At 40.6% G+C, this 22,559-nt stretch carries 18 protein-coding genes; 13 read left to right on the forward strand and 5 right to left on the reverse strand.

The genetic code is table 11. The features are described 5' to 3' along the window. Positions 1 to 85: 85 nt before the first annotated feature. Positions 86 to 502, forward strand: coding sequence for an OsmC family protein (locus DFQ12_RS16985; protein WP_120260249.1), 417 nt, complete (start codon positions 86 to 88; stop codon positions 500 to 502). A gap of 81 nt (positions 503 to 583) precedes the next feature. Here the strand turns inward: DFQ12_RS16985 and DFQ12_RS16990 are convergent, their stop codons facing one another. After that, complete coding sequence (locus DFQ12_RS16990; protein WP_120260250.1) at positions 584 to 2,956, reverse strand: outer membrane beta-barrel family protein; 2,373 nt, start codon at positions 2,954 to 2,956, stop codon at positions 584 to 586. A gap of 113 nt (positions 2,957 to 3,069) precedes the next feature. Between DFQ12_RS16990 and DFQ12_RS16995 the strand changes: the two genes are divergently transcribed. Then, on the forward strand, positions 3,070 to 4,389 hold the full coding sequence (locus DFQ12_RS16995; protein WP_120260251.1) for a sensor histidine kinase: 1,320 nt from the start codon (positions 3,070 to 3,072) through the stop codon (positions 4,387 to 4,389). 131 nt (positions 4,390 to 4,520) lie between these two features. Then, on the forward strand, positions 4,521 to 5,198 hold the full coding sequence (locus DFQ12_RS17000; RefSeq protein WP_120260542.1) for a response regulator transcription factor: 678 nt from the start codon (positions 4,521 to 4,523) through the stop codon (positions 5,196 to 5,198). A gap of 72 nt (positions 5,199 to 5,270) precedes the next feature. Here the strand turns inward: DFQ12_RS17000 and DFQ12_RS17005 are convergent, their stop codons facing one another. Next, complete coding sequence (locus tag DFQ12_RS17005; RefSeq protein WP_120260252.1) at positions 5,271 to 6,326, reverse strand: DUF2157 domain-containing protein; 1,056 nt, start codon at positions 6,324 to 6,326, stop codon at positions 5,271 to 5,273. A 336-nt stretch (positions 6,327 to 6,662) separates the two neighbouring features. On the opposite strand from DFQ12_RS17005, the gene uvrA reads away from it, so the two are divergent. From uvrA to DFQ12_RS17030, 5 genes are all read left to right on the forward strand, one after another. After that, positions 6,663 to 9,503: an excinuclease ABC subunit UvrA gene (uvrA, locus tag DFQ12_RS17010; protein ID WP_120260253.1), complete on the forward strand. Its 2,841-nt coding sequence runs from the start codon at positions 6,663 to 6,665 to the stop codon at positions 9,501 to 9,503. A gap of 208 nt (positions 9,504 to 9,711) precedes the next feature. After that, complete coding sequence (gene mutL / locus DFQ12_RS17015; RefSeq protein WP_120260254.1) at positions 9,712 to 11,592, forward strand: DNA mismatch repair endonuclease MutL; 1,881 nt, start codon at positions 9,712 to 9,714, stop codon at positions 11,590 to 11,592. 13 nt (positions 11,593 to 11,605) lie between these two features. Further along, the gene (locus DFQ12_RS17020) at positions 11,606 to 12,289 is read left to right on the forward strand and encodes a rhomboid family intramembrane serine protease (protein WP_120260255.1); all 684 of its coding nucleotides are present in this window, start codon (positions 11,606 to 11,608) and stop codon (positions 12,287 to 12,289) included. An 11-nt stretch (positions 12,290 to 12,300) separates the two neighbouring features. Further along, entirely contained in the window at positions 12,301 to 13,179 is an 879-nt protein-coding gene (locus DFQ12_RS17025; RefSeq protein ID WP_120260256.1) for a rhomboid family intramembrane serine protease, read from the forward strand. Then, positions 13,124 to 14,287: an endonuclease/exonuclease/phosphatase family protein gene (locus DFQ12_RS17030; RefSeq protein ID WP_244211770.1), complete on the forward strand. Its 1,164-nt coding sequence runs from the start codon at positions 13,124 to 13,126 to the stop codon at positions 14,285 to 14,287. The genes DFQ12_RS17025 and DFQ12_RS17030 overlap by 56 nt, the downstream gene beginning before the upstream one ends. On the opposite strand, the gene DFQ12_RS17035 is transcribed toward DFQ12_RS17030, so the two are convergent. After that, positions 14,277 to 15,887, reverse strand: a complete 1,611-nt coding sequence (locus tag DFQ12_RS17035) for a S41 family peptidase (RefSeq protein WP_120260258.1) — start codon at positions 15,885 to 15,887, stop codon at positions 14,277 to 14,279. The genes DFQ12_RS17030 and DFQ12_RS17035 overlap by 11 nt on opposite strands. A 256-nt stretch (positions 15,888 to 16,143) precedes the next feature. Here DFQ12_RS17035 and DFQ12_RS17040 point away from each other — a divergent pair, with 256 nt between their 5' ends. From DFQ12_RS17040 to DFQ12_RS17060, 5 genes are all read left to right on the forward strand, one after another. Beyond that, complete coding sequence (locus tag DFQ12_RS17040; protein ID WP_120260259.1) at positions 16,144 to 16,713, forward strand: hypothetical protein; 570 nt, start codon at positions 16,144 to 16,146, stop codon at positions 16,711 to 16,713. A gap of 287 nt (positions 16,714 to 17,000) precedes the next feature. After that, complete coding sequence (fumC, locus tag DFQ12_RS17045; RefSeq protein WP_120260260.1) at positions 17,001 to 18,398, forward strand: class II fumarate hydratase; 1,398 nt, start codon at positions 17,001 to 17,003, stop codon at positions 18,396 to 18,398. Positions 18,399 to 18,401: 3 nt separating this feature from the next. After that, positions 18,402 to 18,932, forward strand: coding sequence for a fumarate hydratase (locus DFQ12_RS17050; protein ID WP_244211771.1), 531 nt, complete (start codon positions 18,402 to 18,404; stop codon positions 18,930 to 18,932). Positions 18,933 to 19,162: 230 nt separating this feature from the next. After that, positions 19,163 to 20,320: an MFS transporter gene (locus DFQ12_RS17055; protein ID WP_120260261.1), complete on the forward strand. Its 1,158-nt coding sequence runs from the start codon at positions 19,163 to 19,165 to the stop codon at positions 20,318 to 20,320. 20 nt (positions 20,321 to 20,340) lie between these two features. Further along, positions 20,341 to 21,342: an acyltransferase gene (locus DFQ12_RS17060; RefSeq protein ID WP_120260262.1), complete on the forward strand. Its 1,002-nt coding sequence runs from the start codon at positions 20,341 to 20,343 to the stop codon at positions 21,340 to 21,342. Positions 21,343 to 21,360: 18 nt separating this feature from the next. Here DFQ12_RS17060 and DFQ12_RS17065 read toward each other — a convergent pair whose 3' ends face one another. Together DFQ12_RS17065 and DFQ12_RS17070 are read right to left on the reverse strand one after the other, a co-directional pair. Beyond that, positions 21,361 to 21,825, reverse strand: a complete 465-nt coding sequence (locus DFQ12_RS17065) for a copper resistance protein NlpE (RefSeq protein WP_120260263.1) — start codon at positions 21,823 to 21,825, stop codon at positions 21,361 to 21,363. Positions 21,826 to 22,116: 291 nt separating this feature from the next. Further along, on the reverse strand, positions 22,117 to 22,491 hold the full coding sequence (locus DFQ12_RS17070; RefSeq protein ID WP_120260264.1) for a DUF3127 domain-containing protein: 375 nt from the start codon (positions 22,489 to 22,491) through the stop codon (positions 22,117 to 22,119). Positions 22,492 to 22,559: the final 68 nt, after the last annotated feature.

The raw sequence follows: 22,559 nt of genomic DNA on the forward strand, positions 1-22,559 counted from the left end.
AAGAATGGTACAGTGGAAGTCATCATAGTGACCGCGTGGATGTGTTAACAGATAAATACAATACGCGTAGTAAATAATTATTCTTATGAAAATCAAATTAAACCGTGTCAACCAAGCTGTGCATTTCGAAGCCAGCAGTGAATTATCTTCCGTCAAAGTCAACATCGATGGTTCCGAAGCCATTGGTGGTGAAGGAAAAGGTGTTCGCCCCATGGAGTTGGTATTGATGGCATTGGGTTCTTGCAGTGTTTTTGACCTACATAGTATCCTGGTAAAACAGCGTCAGCAAATTGATGATGTCCAAGTGGAAGTAGAAGGAAAGCGCCGTGAAGAAGTGCCCCAAGTGTTTACGGATATTCATATCAACTTTTTCCTCAAAGGGGAAATTGATGAAGTGAAGGCGGCGAAAGCAGCCGAGCTAGCTGTGAAAAAATATTGTTCAGTACATGATATGCTTGCGGCGGGTGGTATCAACATCACGTATTCGCTAAAAATAAACTAAGATTTTAGGCTGTCTATTGTTCAGATTTGTTTGCAATATGAAATATGAACGATAGACAGCTATATAAATAATAATGCTGGGCTAAAGTCTTGTTTGCTCTTCGGTCTTATTCGGTTGGTTGCCGCTCTTGACCTTTTGGTTCCCAAAGTGATACCGCAATGTCACATTTACCTTTCTTGTATCCCGATAATCATCAAAATAATTGTTTTGATCAGCGTATTTTGACGATATTCTCATTTTCTCTGTCCTAAAAATATCCATAAACGCAAGGTTGACCTCTAATCGTTTATTAAAAAACTTTCGATTGGTCATCACATAGGTACTGGAGTAGCCTGTAATCCGAAATGGTCCCTGAATAGTAGGTGAGGTAAACGTATTGCCGAGTTCCAGATTCCAACCCGCATTTTTGTCCAGGACATAGTTTGAACTTATGTTACCATTACCGATATAAACATCGTTCTTATGCAACACCGCATCGGCCCCCATAAAATAATTCTCATTGTACATTCCTTCCAGCTGCAGATTTAATCCCCAACGGGAGGTCAATTGAAAGCTCTTCCCCAAATCTATCCCTGCCCCTTGCCCTTTCTTAATATTGGTATATTGAAAGATCAGCTGGTGGTTGACATTATCCTGCAAAGCAATTTCCATATTAGGCCATTTTTCAAAACGATAAAATAGATCCACATTCCAATTATCCTTTGTCCAGGTCAGGTTGAGATTATGCACAATCGTAGCCCTCAAGCGGGGATCTCCCTGGAAATATGAAAACAGGTTATAATAGGATTTCGCTGGATTAAGCCATGAATAAGCGGGACGGCTGATACGTTTACCATAGGAAAATCCGAGTTGCTGTTGGTCCGAGAGCGCATATTGCATATAGAAAGTGGGGAATAACACAAAATAATCCTTTTTATTCATGTCCTCAGGTTCTGAAACCAACCCTTCTAGATCGGTATACTCCCCTCTTACCCCCGCTTTCCAGCTCCATTTCTTCCAGCTATAATTAAATGATGCGTATAAGGCGGCATTGCGCTCCTTATAATCAAACAGGCTGCTCTTGTCGGGCCGGTATTGAAGGGTACCTGATTCATCGTCCGAAAATATTAAGTCACTTGTTGTTTTTACAGCGCTAAACTTTCCACCGAACTCAACCTCTAGCCCTTTAATCTTTCCCGTAATATCCATCTGCGTGGAAAAAAGTCGGTTTTCACTATCGTTATTACTGATAAAACGCGTACTTGATGGTTTTTCCCCCTTAAAATTCAATGCTGTCAAAACATCTTGATCGTTGGTCGCATTGCTGGACGTGAAATAAGAAGACCAATTGATACTCCATTTGGAGCTGAGTTTCTTGCTTACCTGAAGGTAAAGATTGTTGTTTTTATTGGACCGTTCATGATCATTTGTTGTAAAATAGCTGGATTCCTGCACATGGTCTTTGTTATAGATTACTGTAGGTACCTCATAGATGCCGTAGGACCTCGGCCCATAATAACCTGTTAAGCCCATATTGATTGACCATGTTGTGTCTGGTGTATATTCCATCGAAAGCACATAACTATTTTGGCTATTATTGGTATCGAAACGATCCATCGTGCCTTCCCATGAAGTCTGTTCCTTCGGGTAATACACGTAGTTTGTTTCATAACGGGCATAGGTACCGCGCCCAAAATTGTATGTCGCCCGTAGATTGAATTTTTCATTCTTGTAATACTGTGTCAGTCCAAACAACTGTTTCCAGGTCGTGCTTTTCTCCGCCAGCCCTACCAACGTACCCCGATAGCCATATAAGGTAGATTTAGAAAGCTTAATATTGATGATCGTACTTCCCTCCGCTTCATATTTTGCAGGGGGATTGGTAATCACCTCGATGGACTGGACATCGTTGCCCGCGGTATTCTCCAGATAGGTTTTCAGTTCCTCACCACTGAGCAGAATCTTGCGGTCATTGATCAGCACCATAATCTTTTTACTTCCGCGGACCATTAAGTCCGAGCCACTCGCCATCACCAAAGGTGTACGTTTAAGGATGTCCCAGGTATTGAGCGCAGAGAGGTTACTATTTTGCACGTTAAATTCCAGGCGATCCAACTTGCGGATCAATCGGGGTTGCCGGCCTACAACATTCACTTCCTCAAGCTCATTCACCTTAGGAAGAAGTGTCACGATCAACGGGCTTTTTATGGTATCGCTGTAAAAAAACAATTCCTTGGCACCAAAATTCAAATGTGACGCTTTGAGATAGTATTTCGTATGCTGGGTCAATGCTAATTCAAACTTCCCGGAAAGATCAGTCTTCATTTCGCGAATCTGTTGATACGTACTATCCAACAACACAATAGATGCATCAGCCAGTCCTTCGCTATTTCCATTTTGAATCTGTCCCCCTACTTGCCTAGTCTGTGCTGTAGAAAGCAAAGGAGCTAAGAGCAAAAATAATAATCCTTTCATATTTCGGTATTTAATGCTCCAAAATTGTCCATTACCTCGGCTAAATATGGTTAATGAAGAGTTAATGCTGTGTTAAGGTGTCTGATGTTGCTTGCAAGCAATTATATTTGTATATGGAATTGAAACCTAAAAATTATATTATCCTTTTCATCCTATTTTTTGCCGTCCTTATCGGCATCCAAGGTTATCAATTGTACAACACCTACCAACTCAAACAACGTGAGATGCTCGCGATGGTCAAAAAGAATCTTGACAACTTAGATGAATCAAATCTTATTTTTGACCACAACATATTAAGTAAGGATATCGCCAGAGATTACTACATCAAACTGGTCAAGAAGGAAATCACGGAAGAAGGCCTAAAAAAACTGTATCAAACCTACGCGCAGAAAACTTCCAAGGAGCTGACCAAATATGTCGACAGTATATTCCAGCCCTTGGGTATGCATGTCATCCTTAAACAAGAAATACTAGGTATTTATTATAAAGATGCTGTAAAACCATTGGTCAACGGACCGATCACCGTCTATACAACAAGTGGTACCTTTCACAATCCAACGGAATTATCCACAAGCAAATGGGTTACGGAAAAAACAGAAACAAATAAGATAGAGGATCGTATCGAGAGCAAAGAAATATTATATGTTTTTTCAGTTCCGCGAAAGACTTCCTTTGAAGTGGTCAATTTGGGCTGGATTTTATTTAAGGAGCTGACTTCCCTCCTGTTGAGCACTTTATTGATTTTGGCAGCGTTTATCTGGCTGTTTTACCGAACCATCACGAATCTCCGAAAACAAGACAAACAGATTACGGTATTACATGATGTCGTAGACAATATTTCGCATGAGCTAAAGACACCGGTTGCGACCCTAAAAATTGCAGCTAAAACACTCAGAAAATCTCCCGATGACAACATCATCACGGTTATCGAACGCCAGGTAAGCCGTTTAGAGCAGACGTTAGATCCATTAAGCGAGCATCAAAGTGCAACAAGCCTATCCCCAATAACAGCGGATGAGCTACAGGCCATTTTTAGCGATTTTCAGTTATGCAATCCAACGGTCAAGCTTATTGTGGAACTAGGCTCTAACCTGCAAATTTGCCTTAACCCCACTGATGCTACGACATTATTTTACAACTTGATGAATAATGCGGTTAAATACGGTGCCACAGCGTTGGGCATTCGTTTTGAAGAACAGAAAAACTATCTATCCATTCAGTTCAGGGACAATGGCCAAGGTATGGCTGAAAGCGAATTGCCCTATATTTTTGAAAAGTTTTATCGTATCCAAAAAGACAATATCCATGACACAAAAGGATTGGGACTTGGACTATTCCTTGTTAAGAATATCATCAAGAAATATGGTGGAGAGATCAAGGTCATCAGTAAATTGCAACAAGGAACAACTTTTACAGTGCTCTTGCCACGCTAATTTATCGGGTTATGAAGTTCATCCTAAACATTGGGGATAAAGGGTATTAAATTTGGATGGGGCAGAGACAAGGAGATCATAATAAGGATGAGAAACAAAGAGCCCAAACATCCGTTAGACAAAACAAAGAAATGAAGAATCAACTATTACTGGTAGAGGACGATCCGGATTTTGGATTTATGTTGAAGCAATACCTGGAGCTTTCGGATTTTAAGGTGGATTGGATTGCACAACCGAAGGATCTTACGGCCGATTTTCAAAGGCTGACCGATTATGATTTAGTTATTTTGGATGTTATGCTTCCACAAGTGAGCGGTTTCACTTTAGCAAAAGAGATCAATACACTTTTTCCTTTACTTCCATTTATTTTTTTAACGGCCAAGGAGCAAAAGATCGATAAACTAACGGGCTTGAAAATCGGTGCTGATGATTACATCACCAAACCCTGTGATCCCGAAGAGTTGTTACTTCGTATACAGAATATATTAAAGCGTAATCAAAAACATGTTTCATCAGGGTCCATTCCAATTGGTTCATATCTATTTTCACCGGACCAGCTGCTGTTAAGCCATGCCCACGAACAATATAAACTCACAGAACGCGAAGCACAGTTGCTGTTATTTCTGTGTCAACACAATGGTCAACTCGTAACGCGGGAAGATATCCTCGAAAAAGTATGGGGAACTGCTGATTTTTTTACGGGTAGAAGCATGGACGTCTTTATCACACGTATTCGAAAATACCTGAGCCATGACCCCACTCTTAGCATTAGTTCAAATCGTGGTGTAGGGTTTACCGTTCATTTCTGAAACTTACACCAGAGGTTGTTTATCCTGCATTCGGGTTGCTATATAGATTTAAATTTTAGGGTTGAATCATTATTAGCTTCCAAGCTCCTCTTTTCGTCTATTCCATAATTTCTCTGCCCAGCGTCCGACAAACCAAAAGGAAACTGCCAGGATCAAGAAAAATACAGCTCTATTGATATTATCCCATAGGTACTCGACGTAGCGTGTATAGATATTCAGTACCAAAAATACAAACCCCACCTCACGGGTGACATTATCTTTTGCTTTTAGCCCATAAATAACGAGAAAAGCGGACACGGCGGTAGATAAAATACCCCAATAAAACATATGGTATTGACGGACAGTGGTCCATTCGTAAAAATCCGAATAGTTACCAAAAATGGATAGTGTCCATAAAGAGACCATGAGGTAAATCAATCCGATGATATAACTGATCGGCTGAAAGATCTGCAAGCGTTCGAAACGCGGTTGCAACCAAACCGCTGCTGCCGTGATGATTGCACCGAAAATAGTAAAGCGCAACGGATAATTCATTCCCCAGAATTTAAATCCCCAATTGCTATGATAAGCTGTTTCGGTAGCGAACCAAACCCCAAGGGCCAAAAGCATAAAAGTCCAGATCAGCTTGCTATCGAGCTTTACTGCTAGAATACCATAGATCGCAACGGACAATAAAAATAAAAGTGAATAATGCATGGTATCCTTATCCAATACCTTGCCCATAAATCCAATGCAGGCTGCCGTTCCGAAAACTCCGATCAACATCATCGTCTCTGTGGAAAGATTCTTATAGGGATAACGCTTTTTATAACGAAAACCCAAGGTATAGAACAGCACAGCGACCGCAGCAAAAAAGAAGCAGAATAAAATATTGGGTGCTTCATATAGGGTATCCACAAAAGCTAGGAAAGAAGCGTCTGTAAATAGTGAAAAAACAGCGAATACCAAAGAGGCCAAGGCGATCCAGAAAGCATAACGTGCCAGTTGTCCCCAGTCAAAACTTTTAACATCGAGGCTATCCATCAGTTCACTGGCCTTTTGTTCATCCAATAGATTCTCCTTTTTCCAAAATTGGACAATATCTTCGATGGATTGTTTCTCCTGTTTGCTGACGTCGTATTTTCGCATTATTGTTGTATTGAGTATAGAGCATGGAGACCTTAGTTGAAACATACCTTTGGTTTACAAACTCATTGAATTGGTTTTTTAATTTTAACGTTTTATTTTCGAGACACTTCCTATATAAACTTACAGCTTACAAGGTTGTCATAACGATCTAAATCGATCACAAGATAACAATAACCTTCGTAACTTTCCTAAATCATTACAGCATCACAAGAGCTCCGCATCACCTGTATATCACATTTTATTCCAAAAGTCAGATAGGCTCGCATAATTCCTTTAAAATCTGTAATTTTGCATGTTTTGCATTTTATCCCTTTTCAAGGGTTTTAAGGAGTTTTCATGGCAGTAAAAAGAAGCCCAGATTTGGGCGAACAGAGTGAAGTTCAAGTATTTGGTGCGCGTGCGCACAATCTAAAAAATATAGATGTATCTTTTCCGAGAAATGAATTGGTCGTCATCACCGGTTTAAGTGGCAGTGGAAAGTCTTCCTTGGCTTTTGATACCATTTATGCAGAGGGACAGCGCCGGTACATGGAAACTTTTAGTGCCTATAGCCGTCAGTTTTTGGGGGGTATGGAGCGTCCGGATGTGGACAAGATATCGGGTTTGAGCCCTGTGATTTCCATTGAACAGAAAACAACGAGCAAAAATCCAAGGTCAACCGTAGGAACCATCACTGAAGTATATGATTTTATGCGTCTTTTGTTTGCCCGCGCAGGTGAAGCATTCTCCTATGTCACTGGCAAAAAAATGGAACGCATGTCTGACGATCAGGTGATCGACCGTATTTTGGATGAGTTTGAAGGGCAAGCGTTAAATATCCTCGCTCCTGTTGTAAAAGGACGTAAAGGACATTATCGGGAGCTTTTTGAACAAATTCGTAAACAGGGTTATGTCAAAGTGCGTGTAGACGGTGAAATACTGGACCTTGTTCCAAAAATGCAAGTAGACCGCTATAAGATTCACGATATTGAGATTGTCGTTGACCGTTTGAAAATAGAACGTGATGACAAAAAGCGGCTACAGACTTCGGTTATGCAAGCCATGAAAACGGCAAAAGGCATTATTAAAGTGTCTACCAAGGATAATCAGGAACAATTTTATAGCCGCTATCTGATGGATGCTGAATCCGGCATCTCTTATGATGAACCCCAACCCAATACCTTCTCATTCAACTCACCTTATGGTGCCTGTCCGACATGTGATGGATTAGGTTATATCTTTGAGATTGATAAAAATGCCGTCATTCCTGACAAGAAACTCAGTATTCAAAAAGGAGGGCTGGCACCATTGGGGCCAACCCGGGAGAACTGGACTTTTGAGGTGCTTAAAGCCGTCGCCAAAAAATTGGATTTTGCGGTAACAACACCATTGGAAAAATTGAGCGATGAGCAGATTGATCAGCTTTTGTTTGGCAATAAAGAAGAACCTATCGTCGTCACCGTATCCTATGGAAGTTATGGCACCCGTGAATATCGTGTGGAATTTGAAGGGATCTTCAAAATGCTTGAGGAATTTTCCGGAAAATCTTCTGATGAAGCACCTTCACTGGATGATTTCAGAACCAAAGTTACCTGTCCTACTTGCGAAGGAGCACGGTTGAAGAAAGAATCGCTGCACTTTATGATCGCAGACAAGAATATCCATGAACTATCGACATTAGATATTTCTGCGTTAAAAGAATGGTTCGATCAGGTAGAGGGCAAACTGGATGAACGCCAATTGGTCATTGCTACAGAAATACTTAAAGAAATAAGGGCCCGTTTGGGCTTTCTACTGGATGTAGGCTTGAATTACCTGACATTGGATCGTACGGCAAAAACCTTATCTGGAGGGGAAGCGCAACGGATCCGTTTAGCCACCCAGATTGGTTCACAATTGGTCAACGTCCTTTATATTCTGGATGAACCAAGCATTGGATTACATCAACGCGACAACGAACGTCTCATTAAGGCGCTCAAAAACTTACGTGATATTGGCAATTCGGTCTTGGTTGTTGAACATGACAAGGACATGATCTTACACGCTGATTATGTGATTGATATGGGCCCGGCGGCGGGTGTCCATGGTGGTACAGTCGTTGCTGAAGGACAACCCGATGAGATCTTAAAATCTGATTCCTTGACCGCGGCTTATCTTAATGGGAAAAAAGCGGTTAAGATCCCAGAAAAACGTCGTGAAGGCAATAGCAAAACGCTGACCATTCATGGCGCTACAGGGCATAATCTCAAAAACCTGACCGTAACCTTTCCGCTCGGTAAATTGATCGTCGTATCGGGTGTTTCGGGCTCTGGTAAATCGAGTTTAATTACTGGTACATTGTACCCGATCTTAAATAAACATTTCTTCCGGGCAAAAGCGACTCCACTTCCATTCAAAAAGATTGAGGGCTTGGAGCATATTGATAAAGTCATTGAAATCGATCAAAGTCCTATTGGCCGTACGCCACGCTCCAATCCTTCAACCTATACAGGCGTATTCTCCGATATACGCACGCTCTTTGTTCAGCTTCCCGAAGCAAAAATCAGAGGGTATAAACCCGGTCGTTTTTCATTCAATGTCAAAGGCGGGCGCTGTGAAACTTGTCAGGGTGCAGGCTTGAAAGTGATTGAAATGAATTTCCTTCCTGATGTACAGGTTCCCTGTGAAACATGTCACGGAAAGCGTTATAACCGAGAAACTTTGGAAGTCCGCTACAAGGGTAAATCTATTTCAGATGTACTTGACATGAGCATCAATGATGCTGTCGATTTCTTTGAAAATGTACCAAGCATTTACAGAAAAATCAAGACCTTACAGGATGTAGGTTTAGGTTATATTACCTTGGGTCAATCGTCTACGACCTTATCTGGAGGAGAGGCGCAGCGGGTGAAACTTGCCACAGAACTTTCCAAGAAAGATACCGGAAACACATTTTACATCCTCGACGAACCGACAACAGGACTTCATTTTGAAGACGTCAATGTGCTCATGGGTGTAATCAACCGACTTGTAGACCGTGGAAATACGGTCTTGATTATCGAACACAACCTTGATGTTGTCAAATCCGCGGACTGGGTGGTTGATATCGGTCCTGAAGGCGGGAAAGAGGGTGGTCAAGTATTATTTGAAGGAACCCCAGAAAATTTAATTAAAAACAAGAAAAGCGAAACCGCACGTTTCCTAAAACTGGAGATGTAACCAGATCAGACTATTATGGGGTATGCCTGATGTTTGACCGGTTCCGGTTGGAAACATTGGCTTATACTTACTATTTGTTTGTTCATCACATTATGTTTAAAAGCATGTCTATCGTCATAGACGGTTTTAGAGGCCATCTGGAATATCCAGTTGATTTTCATTTGTGTTTGTGCTTTCTAAATATGGATATTTCGTAACTTTGTATTATATGTCGGATATTATTCAATTACTTCCAGATAATGTTGCTAATCAGATTGCGGCGGGAGAAGTGGTGCAGCGACCAGCGTCTGCCATTAAAGAATTGATTGAGAATGCCATTGATGCTGGAGCTGACAAAATAAAACTTATTGTTAAAGACGCGGGCAAATCGTTGATCCAAGTCATTGACAATGGCTGTGGCATGAGCGTAACAGATGCTCGCCTTTGCTTTGAACGTCATGCGACGTCAAAGATCCGGAAAGCTGAAGATTTATTTGCTATTCGCACCATGGGTTTCCGTGGAGAAGCGATGGCGTCCATCGCTGCGATAGCACAAGTAGAACTAAAAACACGCCGTATCGAAGATGAACTTGGTACTGTGGTCGAAATAGAAGGATCAAAAGTTGTCAATCAATATCCAGAAGCTGTAGCTGCTGGAACAAATATTTTAGTCAAAAATCTTTTTTACAATATCCCTGCCCGCAGGAACTTCTTAAAGAGCAATTCTGTTGAAATGCGCCATATCATTGACGAATTTCAGCGTATTGCCTTGTCCAATCCACAGATTTTCCTTTCACTACATAGTGATGGAAATGAAATATACCATCTCCCTGCTGAGACACTGAAACAACGGATTGTCCATATCTTCGGAAACAACTACAACCAACGACTGGTCCCTGTGGAAGAGGACACATCCATTATTAAAGTGGAAGGTTTTGTCGGAAAGCCTGAATTTGCAAAGAAAACACGTGGCGAACAGTTTTTCTTTGTCAACAGGCGATTTGTCCGTGACCCTTATCTGCACCATGCTGTTATGAATGCGTACGAGGATATTATGCAAGCGGAAACTTTTCCGTTTTATGTCCTATTTATCGACATAGATCCTGCTCGTATCGATATCAATGTACACCCAACAAAGACCGAAATCAAATATGAGGATGACAAGGCAATTTATGCTATCATCCGTTCAGCGGTGAAAAGGTCATTGGGACGCTATAATATCATGCCTTCTTTGGATTTTGAACAGGAGACAAGCTTCACCAATCTGATCACAAAGAAATCATTGGATGAAATTATTGCACCGACAGTCACCTTCAATCCAGACTTTAACCCTTTTGACACAGACAAGTCCAAATCATCCTATTCCAGATCGGATAGTTATGCGGAAGGCTTTGCCAAAAAAACAGGGGGAATACCAAGCAATTGGGATTCATTGTACGAAATCGTCGAAAAGGAGGAGTCTGTACAGCTTCCTTTGCATACAGGTTCAGAATTGGAGACGGATCGCCCACAATCCATCCAAGTGGAAGATAAAACTTCCTCTAAGTTATTTTTTCAGCTGCACAACAAGTATATTGTTTCACAGATTCATTCTGGCTTTATTCTTATTGACCAACAAGCTGCCCACGAACGTATTTTATTTGAACAGTTTCTAGAGCAGCTCGATCAGCATAAAGGCTTAAGCCAACAAAGCTTATTCCCGCAGACCATAGATCTCAACCCTGCGGATAATGAGTTGATGAAAGACTTATTGGATGACATCAACGGTCTAGGTTTTCAGATTCGTGAATTTGGAAAAAATTCCTATATTATTGACGGAATTCCGGCAGACTTGGGAACAGGCTTTGATGAGATCAAAATGATTGAAAAAATATTGGAAGATTATAAAAATAATCAATCCGAATACAAGCTAGCTAAACGCGAGAATCTCGCAAAAAGCCTTGCTCGTAATGCTGCGATCAAACCAGGCACACAGCTTGACAACACCGCTATGGCAGAATTGGTCGACAAGCTTTTTGCCTGTCAATCACCGAATATCTCCATCTATGGCAACCCTGTTATCGTAACATTTACATTGCAGGAATTAGCAGAAAAATTTGGTAAAAACTAGAAGATAAAACTATATGTTTCAACAATTGACACCCGTTATCAAGAATTTGCTGATCGTAAATATTGTATTTTACCTTGGATCACAATTCGTGCCCATTGCCTATAATTATCTTCCGGTTTTCTATCCGGATTCGCCTCATTTTAAAATCTGGCAGGTAATCACGCATATGTTTATGCATGACAGCTTGAGCATCTCACATATATTTTTTAATATGTTTTCGCTTGTCATGTTTGGCCCAATGATTGAACAGGTGCTTGGTTCGAAACGTTTTTTAAATTTCTACCTGATTTCGGGTATCGGCGCATGGCTATTACAAATGGGTGTTCAGGGTTTTGAAATATTTAATGCAACCGGGAGCTTCTTCCCATTGCACCAAGGTTTGGACATATCTACGCTAAACACAGCTAATCCAGGTTTGGTACAAGAGATCTATACTTCACGTATGTTAGGTGCTTCGGGGGCAATTTATGGTGTTCTATTGGCTTTTGCTTACCTTTTCCCAAACATACCGCTTCAATTTTTGTTTATTCCTGTACCAGTCAAAGCCAAATATATGATCGGAGGCTTTATTTTGATCGAGATCTATATGAGCTTATCTAGGCCAGGAGATTCTGTAGCCCATCTAGCGCACGTTGGTGGCGCACTGTTTGGCTACTTGCTGCTCAAATTTTGGAGGATTAGAAAGGGAATTTATTAATAGCGCGCGTCATGAATAGCATTGGTTTAAAAGACTTTTGGAGACAAACATATAAAACAGGTTCGCCGATTCCGGTTGTGATCAGTATTCAGGTATGTTTATTTGTTCTCATTTATTTTTTGGACCTGCTCTTTGAGCTGAAATTCATCTCTCAAAGTTTCCTACAGCCTATCGTTAAGCATTTGAGCTTACCAAGCAATTTTTCGGTTTTCTTAGCACAACCTTGGTCACTGATTTCGTCCAATTTTGTCTATGTTCAGCTTTTAAATTTAATTTTTGACAGCCTATGGCTGTATTGGGTAGGCCAGATATTCTTCACATTCCTAAACAAGAGGCAGTTTTTCTTTGTCTACATTGCCTCATGGCTCCTAAGTAGTACGCTCTATGTGGGTTTTGGCACACTTATTCCTCCACCGACAGATCTGCATTTAATGGGGGGAGCTCATCCATTGGCAGCGGTACTCGCAGCAATTGTCACTTTAATTCCGAACTATGAATTGCGACTATTACTTTTTGGTACTGTTAAATTAAAAATAGTAGCCATCGTCTATTTTGCATTGGAATTTCTATTTTTCGCTATTGGCAACAGACCTGCCGCAGTCTCTTATTTTGCTGTCGTTCTCTTTGGAATGGCTTTTACTTATGCCCTAAGATCTGGCATGGACTGGTCAACACTTTTTCAGAAAAAACAAAAAAAGCCTGCAAAAATGAAAGTTGTAGTAGGCAATCATATACCGACAAATCGGAAACATCGTTATGACTTACCTAATCAGGATGAAATTGATACTATCCTAGACAAGATTTCAGTATCTGGTTATGAAAGTCTGACACACCATGAAAAAGAAACGCTCTTTAGGGCAAGCAATAGTGGCGACAAGGTTGATGGATAGAAGGACATTTTTAAGAAGAAAACTGGGATTTATAAGCAAAACAATGTTCCTGGCAAATATGCTTGCGATCATTGCATTGCTCATGAGTTACGCTGCAACATTCATCAACCCCAAATCTTTTTGGCCCATTGCATTTATGGGACTGGGCTATCTCCCTATTCTGATCGTCAATATTGGTTTTATCTGTTACTGGTTATTGCGTAAACGAAAGGTTGCCCTCTACTCCCTGGCAGCAATCTTATTGGGTTGGCCCTTTTTAACCAAACATTGGAATATCCGCAAAGAAAACCCGCCTGTACCATCTGAAACACGTACATTACGTATCATGACTTTCAATGCCCATTTGTTCAAAAAGGTTAATGAAGAAAAAAAGAACTTTAAAGCTGACGTTGTCCGTATCATTGATAGTATCTCACCTGATGTCATCTGCTTTCAGGAATATATCAGTAAAATCAAAGGGAAACATGTCTTCTCCGAAGAGTTTAAGGATAAATTGGGTTACGATTATTTCTTCTTTGAACCGAGCTCCAAAAATGACTATGAAGCCTATGGCATGGCTGTTTTATCCCGTTTCCCTATCTACGATTCGGGCACTATTCGTGACAACGACTACGGCATCAACAGAATATGTTATGTGGACATCAAAAAGCAGGACACCTTGGTGCGCATCTATAATATCCACCTGCGATCCTTCGCCCTACAGAATGAAGACAAGGAGTTTATTCAGAATCTGTCCAACAAGACTGAAACTGACAATACGGCTACTCGCCGGTTGAGCCGAAAGCTAAAAAATGCATTTGAACTCCGCAGTGAACAGGCGCATTCGCTAAAAAAACACATGAATGACTGTCAATACCCTTATATTGCCGTTGGTGATTTTAACGATACACCCATGAGTTACTCGGTGAATCTCATTGGAGATGGCATGTATAATGCCTTTAAGGAAAAAGGAAATGGATGGGGTGTGACCCACCATGCACTTTTGCCAATTTTTCAGATTGACTATATCTTTGCCAGTCCAAAATTTCAGGTTTTGAATTATCAGGTTGTCAAACAAAAGCTGTCCGACCACTATCCAGTGTGGTCAGATCTACGACTTAAACCTTAGGCATCTGATAGCCTAAAGATTTGAGACCTATTTCGATAAATTTATCCCTTCTATTTTTTATTTTGTAATAAGCTTCACGGCCAAAATAGTATCTTCCGACCAAAGCTTCAATATCTGACTGAATTAGATCATGCAGATTTTTTGCTTCATTTACATTCACAGGAATCCGCTTTTGTGTATTCAAAAATGAAATAAAAAGATCAAACTCTGCTGCGGGTAAATGATAACCACTGATAAAGTTTTCAATGGAATATGCTGGTAGATGTTTGGTGAACCGGTCGTACACAAATTCTTCGATTGAATTGGAATGGTAGATCTCCCGATACTTCGCGCTTGTTTCGTTGGTATCAATTGGGATATTCACATCCGGCAAAATTCCACCACCACCAAACACCAATTTTCCCTTGCTTGTTGTAAACATCTCTTTTTGACGGAATTCGGTATCGAGCGTCCAGAGATCAAAACCTGTCATATATTTTGCAGCATCAAAATTTGCTCGGCTATATTTGCGTTGAATACATCTTCCAAGTGGAGTATAATAACGTGCAACAGTCAAATTCACGGCAGATCCATCCGAGAAGTCAAATTGCTCCTGAACCAGTCCTTTTCCATACGAGCGTCTTCCTACGACAGTAGCCCGATCTAAATCCTGTAAGGCACCACTCAGAATCTCACTCGCTGATGCCGTACTTTCGTTGATCAATATGACCACACGACCATCCCCAAACTCGCCCGGTTTCTCCGAATAATAATCCTGACGTTGTTCATTAGCTCCTTCGGTATACATCAACAGTCTCTTTTCTTTAAAAAACTGTCCTGCCAGATCTATCGCGGTATGCACAAATCCACCACCATTATTACGTAGATCCAAGATAAGATCCTGTGCACCACTTTTCCGCAGATCAATCAGTGACTGTTTAAATTCATCCGCAGTCTTATGTCCAAAGCGGCGTATCTTGACGTAAGCCGTCTTGGGAGCGATCATATAGGAGGCATCCAAGCTGGTTACGTTTACCTGGTCACGAATGACTTTCAACGGATTAACGAGCGTTTGTCCATTCCGTTGGATCGAAATAAGTACCGCTGTTCCTTTCTTTCCACGGATCAATTTTTCAATTTCTGCCTCGGGCACCTTTTTCCCCGCAAGATCTTTGTTTCCGATTTTTAGAATACGATCACCGATCCGCATACCACTTTTCTCCGCTGGACCAGCGGATACCATTCCTACAACAAGCAGTGTATCCTTCAAACGAAAATATTCTACCCCTATTCCATCGAAGGAACCTTCCAGCGTTTCCTGCTTCGCGAGCACCTGATTAGGTCGTAAAAATGTGGAGAAAGGATCAAGGCGAGAAACAACGTGTTCAATGGCTTCATCTTGCACAGTGTCGACACTAATATTGTCAACGTAATTTTCAGAGATCAGCTGGACCAGGTATTGCAATTTGTCCGAATTTCCATTGGAGCCTAAACTGGAAAAGGTTGTTTTCTGGTTACTCCCCTGTTCTTCAGCATAATTCTGTCCCAACAGCAAGCCAAGAAGCAATACTGCAGCATATGTAGCGGCTACAAAAATATTTCGCTTAATACTCTTTTGCATTGGAAAAACCCAGTGTTTATAAAAAGATAAATCGAGCCTGTGCGCTCATGAAATTACGTCTCAAAAGTAACAAGTTTATTCGGTTTAATCTGTAAACAGCCGTATAATTTTACATTAAAAACAAAAAATTGTCGCTGACTGTTTACGTCTAGAAGCTCCGCACACTCACTTTGACAGAAAACACGAAATAGCAGCAATGAAACTTGCAAATAAGCGCAAATTTATCTTAGTTTGAACTTGGAAAGGAATTTAATATATGCACGAAATCGAACCTTATTACAATTGGCGCGACTATTATATCGCTGCCGAAGACGAACAATCACCATTTTATGGTACGGTCTACAGCGAATTCGATTTCGACAAACAGATCTATAACTTTTTGCTGCATCCACAATGGGATGAATTCGGTTCGCTCACGCTGTATCTAAAGGTATTATTTGTCGACTATGAAAAACAATACTGTATTATCGAGTTGATCGGCGAATGGAATGATGCCATATACAATGATATCATGTTACTGAAAAGAGAGCTTATAGATGTCATGATCAGTCAGGGTATAAAATATTTCATCCTCATTGGTGAGAATGTATTGAATTTCCATGCTTCGGATGACTCCTATTATGAGGAATGGTTTCAGGATATCGACGATGGCTGGATTGCAGGCGTAGGCTTCCGTGACCATGTAATCGAAGAGTTTCAACAACAAAATATTGATTATTACATCAATTTTGGCGGTGCACTCAATGAACTATCTTGGCGTGCCTTAAAACCAAAGCAGGTATTTCATCATGTGAATGAATTCCTGACCAAGCGTCTTGGTTTGTGAGTATTGAGTAATGAGTATTGAGTAATGGGTATATAGATTTTGGTTATACAAGCTTATGGCTTACTAACTGTTTCCAGTTTTTGATGATTAGCTTTTAATTTTTATTTCTCAGCTGTGAGAAGCAAAAACTTGGTTCTACAAGTCGATGGCTTACTAATTGTTTCAATTTTTGATTTTTACCTTTTAATTTTTACTTTTTACTGTATTATCCGTTAACTTTGTGATCGATGTGTTCTGTCCTTTGCACGAATACAGATAATTTTTACGTTTTATTTATACAAAACAATATGTCATTCAGAATTGAAAAAGATACGATGGGTGAAGTTCAAGTACCTGCAGATAAATACTGGGGTGCACAAACAGAACGTTCACGCAACAACTTCAAAATCGGACCGGCAGCTTCTATGCCACATGAGATCGTTGCAGGTTTTGCTTACTTGAAAAAAGCAGCAGCCTATGCAAACCACGAATTGGGTGTTTTACCTGTTGAAAAACGTGATGCCATTGCAGCTGTATGTGATGAGATCCTAGCAGGTAAACTAGACGATCAGTTTCCATTGGTGATCTGGCAAACTGGTTCGGGAACACAATCCAACATGAATGTGAATGAAGTTGTGGCAAACCGTGCCCAAGTATTGGCTGGACATAAGATTGGCGAAGGAGAACCTGTATTAAAAGCGAATGATGATGTAAACAAATCACAGTCATCAAATGATACTTTCCCTACTGGAATGCATATTGCGGCTTATAAAGCTGTTGCCGAAGTAACTATCCCTGGTGTTGAAAAACTACGTGATACGTTGGCTAAAAAAGCTGAAGAGTTCAAGAATGTTGTTAAAATCGGTCGTACACACTTAATGGATGCGACACCTTTGACATTAGGTCAAGAGATTTCTGGCTATGTGGCACAATTAAACCATGGCCTAAAAGCGCTAAGAAATACACTTTCACATCTATCTGAGGTAGCATTAGGCGGTACGGCTGTAGGAACTGGTTTAAATACACCTACTGGTTATGATGTTGTTGTTGCAAAATACATCGCTGAATTTACAGGTCTTCCATTTGTTACTGCGGAGAATAAATTTGAAGCTTTGGCAGCACACGATGCCATCGTAGAGACGCATGGCGCTTTGAAACAATTGGCTGTAGCATTGAATAAAATTGCCAACGACATCCGTATGTTGGCTTCTGGTCCTCGTTCAGGTATCGGTGAAATCCTTATTCCAGAAAACGAACCGGGATCATCTATTATGCCAGGTAAAGTGAATCCTACACAATGTGAAGCATTGACAATGGTCGCTGCCCAAGTTATGGGGAACGATGTTGCGATCACCATTGGTGGTACACAAGGACATTATGAGTTGAATGTATTCAAACCATTGATGGCAGCGAACTTCTTGCAGTCTGCACGTTTATTGGGTGACGCTTGTATTTCTTTTGAAGAGCACTGTGCTGCCGGTATCGAGCCTAACTACAAACGCATCAAAGAATTGGTTGACAACTCATTGATGTTGGTCACTGCGCTAAACACGAAAATTGGTTATTACAAAGCTGCTGAAATTGCTCAAACGGCACATAAAAACGGTACTACACTTAAAGAAGAAGCAGTACGTTTGGGTTATGTGACTCCGGAAGATTTTGATGCTTGGGTAAAACCTGAAGAAATGGTTGGAAGTTTAAAATAAGCTGTGGCAATAATTTCAATAAAAAATATATCATCAAAAACATACCTACTGGCTCTTGCCATAGGTATGTTTTTCTTTTTTACCGCCTGCAAATTTAATTCAGATATGCAGGGTGAAGGAGCTTCGTTTTTACAGGGCGAGTGGGTACAGGACAGTATTCCGGGACAGCAGCAGATGATGCAGTATACCTTGGCTAAATTTAAGTTTACCTGTGATTCGGTTTATGCAACAATGCATGTGAACAACAAAGTACAGACTATCCCCGATAGTTGTTATAAAAACGGTTCCTGGACAGAACATGCCAAAGGTATTTATGTGCTACGTGGTGATTCGGTTATCGTAGACGGAATATACACCAAAGAGAATGGCAAGCAGAAGATCTCAGGTTGTTATCTTTCGGGGCAATATATTCCACGCTTTAAAGTTGTCTATCATTCTGCGGACTCCGTCGTACTGGAAAGTCGATTTGATCAGCGCCCTATTGTCCTTAGAAAGACCAAAGATATTACCTGCGTACCGCAGAAGAGATATTAGTATTAAGATATTAGTATTTAGACTTTACTTGTCCAAGCCAGCGGCTTACGAGCACTGTCTTTAATCCTTGGTCCTTAATCTTTGTTCTCTATGCAAGCCTTTGGTGGTCTACTTCAACCTGATCTTGATCGATTGGCTCGTCCAAAGGGATTATTACATCGATGCATAAATCAACATGTAATAACCCGTTTTTTATTTTTACTTTTGACTATCAACTTCCAACCATCCATATGAACAAAGGAATTATTGCCTTAGCTTTTGGGGGACTTGCCATCGGGATGACTGAATTTACGATGATGGGTATTCTACCTGATATTGCGAAGGATCTGCATATCGAAATCCCTACTGCGGCTCACCTTATTGCCCTGTATGCGCTCGGTGTAGTTGTAGGTGCTCCTACATTAGTCTTATTCACGGGTAAATATCCTCCAAAAAAGGTTTTGCTCTTTTTGATGTTACTATTTTTTATTTTCAACGGTTTATTCAGTATTGCGCCGGGACAGTTTCTGATCAGTCTTTCGCGTTTTATGGCTGGACTTCCACACGGAGCATTCTTTGGCGTAGGATCTGTTGTTGCAGCTAAGCTTGCACCGAAAGGGAAAGAGGCTCAGGCCATCTCCATCATGTTTACGGGCATGACTATAGCCAACCTTGCCGGAGTTCCGTTAGGAACCTATCTCGGTCATCATTATTCCTGGCGTCTGACTTATGGTATTATCAGTATACTGGGACTGGTTACCTTTGCTGCAATATATGCCTGGATGCCGAAAATTGAGGCTTCTAAAGGAAATAATATATTCAATCAGCTTAGTTTTTTCAACAAAAAGATTGCTTGGTTATTAATGGCGATTATTGCTATCGGCACAGGTGGGTTATTTGCCTGGATCAGTTATATTGCTCCCTTGGCAACTAAAGTTTCTGGCGTTCCAGCTGACCGGGTACCACTGATTATGATCTTGATAGGTGTTGGTATGTTTTTCGGAAATCTAATCGGCGGGAAATTGGCAGACAGCATTTCACCCACAAAAGCAGCTATCGCGAGTTTTTCGGCTATGGCGCTCTGTTTGGTCATGGTCTATTTTGTTTCGCCTCTGGGCTGGACAGCGTATCCCTTGGCTTTTATTACTGGCTTGGTTTCTTTTACCATCGGCTCGCCAACACAACTTATGTTAATTCGGGCTTCGAAAGATTCCGCAACATTAGCCGCAGCAGGCGGACAGGCAGCATTTAATCTTGGCAATACACTCGGTGCATTTCTAGGTGGCATTCCCATCACCATGGGATTAGCATACAATACTCCCTCCTTAGTAGGTGTAGGTATGGCAAGCATCGGCGCTTTGTTGACCTTGTTGTATCTCAAGGTTTATGACAATAGAAGTAGAAGTTAACACATAAAAAAACGATCCTAATGGCCCGAAGTAGTTATATCAGTGTATTGCGTATTATAGCAATCTTTTTGATTATTCTAATCCACTCTTCTTCGGGCTATTTAAATAGTAACGACTTTGATTCTTTTGATTGGGATTATGCCAATTGGATCAACAGCTTTTCTCGCTTTGCAGTCCCCCTTTTTGTCATCATCTCCGGTGCATTGCTTTTGCAAAGAGATGAAGATACAGGCACATTCTACAAAAAACGGCTGTTTAAAATTATTCCGCCATTTGTCTTCTGGACCATTGTTTACCTGATCTATTATTTTATCCGTTATATTGATTTTGAGTATGTTGGTTTTCCACAAGTTATTAACATTGTGTTAATTCGCTTAAAGTCAGGAAGCAACGCACACTTATGGTACCTCTACATGCTTATCGGACTCTATCTAGCAATCCCTTTTTTGCGAAAAATGATCCGGAACTGTTCAAAAAGAGAAATTGAGATTTTCTTATGCCTATGGTTTGCTTCACTGTTTTTCAGCAACAAATGGTTTAATGCATATCTTCCGAACTTTGACCTAACTTTCTTTACGGGCTACATGGGTTATCTCGTCTTGGGTTACTATCTCTACAATCATCCACTCCCCCAGTTAAGATGGTCTAGCCTCCCCTTCTTTATAGGTTGTTGTCTGATTACGGGTTGGGGAACTTATTATCTCAGTGTGGAAAAAGGCGAATTTGACCCTACATTGTATAATTATCTTTCACCCAATATTGCATTAAGTGCCGGCTTATTGTTTGTATTTATTCAATGTCTAAAACTCCCAGAACGGTTGAGTGCATTCTGGGAATTCATCGACATCCATAGTTTTGGCATCTATTTAAGCCATATCTTGTTTTTGAACTATATTCATCCACTGCTACCATTAACGACACTGTGGAAAATACCGACAGCAGCGATTCTCACTTTACTCGCCAGTGCTTTGCTGACGTATTGCCTGCGAAAGATCCCATTTGGGAAATATGTGAGTGGTTAATTCGATTTGATCCAGCTATTATTTTTCACCTTCGACCTTATTGTAAATATAGCGATCCGCATTAGGTCCACCGATCTCTTTACCTTCCTGATCCAGCCCGATCAGTCTATTTTCACCGACCTTTAATTTCATATTGGTTTCTTTGCCCGTCAGATGCACGACGGAACCATTGTCATGCCACATGACTTTACCTGAATCTTCAACTTTGGTGTTCTTATTGATATATTCACTTACAATAGAAAAAGTATTGTCATTTTTTAAGGTAATATTTGTTTTGATACCTTCACAATCCGCACAGGGAATGGTTGCTTCATATTTACCGGGCCAGTCCAACGAATTTTGAGATGTATGGACGGTATCTGCTGTCATCGTTGTATGATCGGACGAATCTGCTGCTACCACTTGTTGATTTTCCTTTTTTGTTTGATTACATGCACTTAAAGAAAGTGCTGCCAGGCAAATAAATAATACTGATGATTTCATAATGTGCTGTTTTGATTTAAATATACCCCATATCAAGCAATTTCGGCGCCAAGAAAATAATTTATGTGATTCAAAAAATTGCACGCCATAAAATAACGAGTGGTAACAAAAGCGTACAGCGAAGCAGCTGAGTTTCGAATAAGGGTTAGGAACCAAGGTGGAATGTGTACAAAATAAAAAGGACTGTCCAAACTGGGCAGTCCAATCTATATGATATACTGCAAGGCAAAATACGATACATACAATGCATGTATCGGCAATGCTGACAGGATTTGAATGTCTTATTTCAGACTAGAATGGTAAATCATCATCATCTGATGAACCAGACAAATCTACAGGAGCAGGCATATCCGCATAACCTGGAGTAGATGGTGCTGGAGCAGCATTTCCAAGTTTTGTTACACGCCATGCAACCAATGAATTGAAATATGTCGTTACGCCATCTTTATTTGTCCAAGGACGACCACGAAGATTAAAAGATACCTCTACCTCTTCGCCAATAGCTAGGTTATCAAAAATTGAAGTTCTGTCTTGTGTTGATTCAAAACGGATATATTCAACAAATTGTGGGTTTTCGGCATAAGCTACAATCATATCACGTTTTTTGAATGATTCTGTCACTTGTTGTGTCGCTCCTATCTCGTGTACTTTTCCTCTAATTTCCATAATCAAAAAAATAAATATTAAAGCGTAAAATTAAGCAATTTTTGAGGAAGAGTTTAATTAACTTTGTA

The organism is Sphingobacterium detergens, from assembly GCF_003610355.1.
Classification (GTDB): domain Bacteria; phylum Bacteroidota; class Bacteroidia; order Sphingobacteriales; family Sphingobacteriaceae; genus Sphingobacterium; species Sphingobacterium detergens.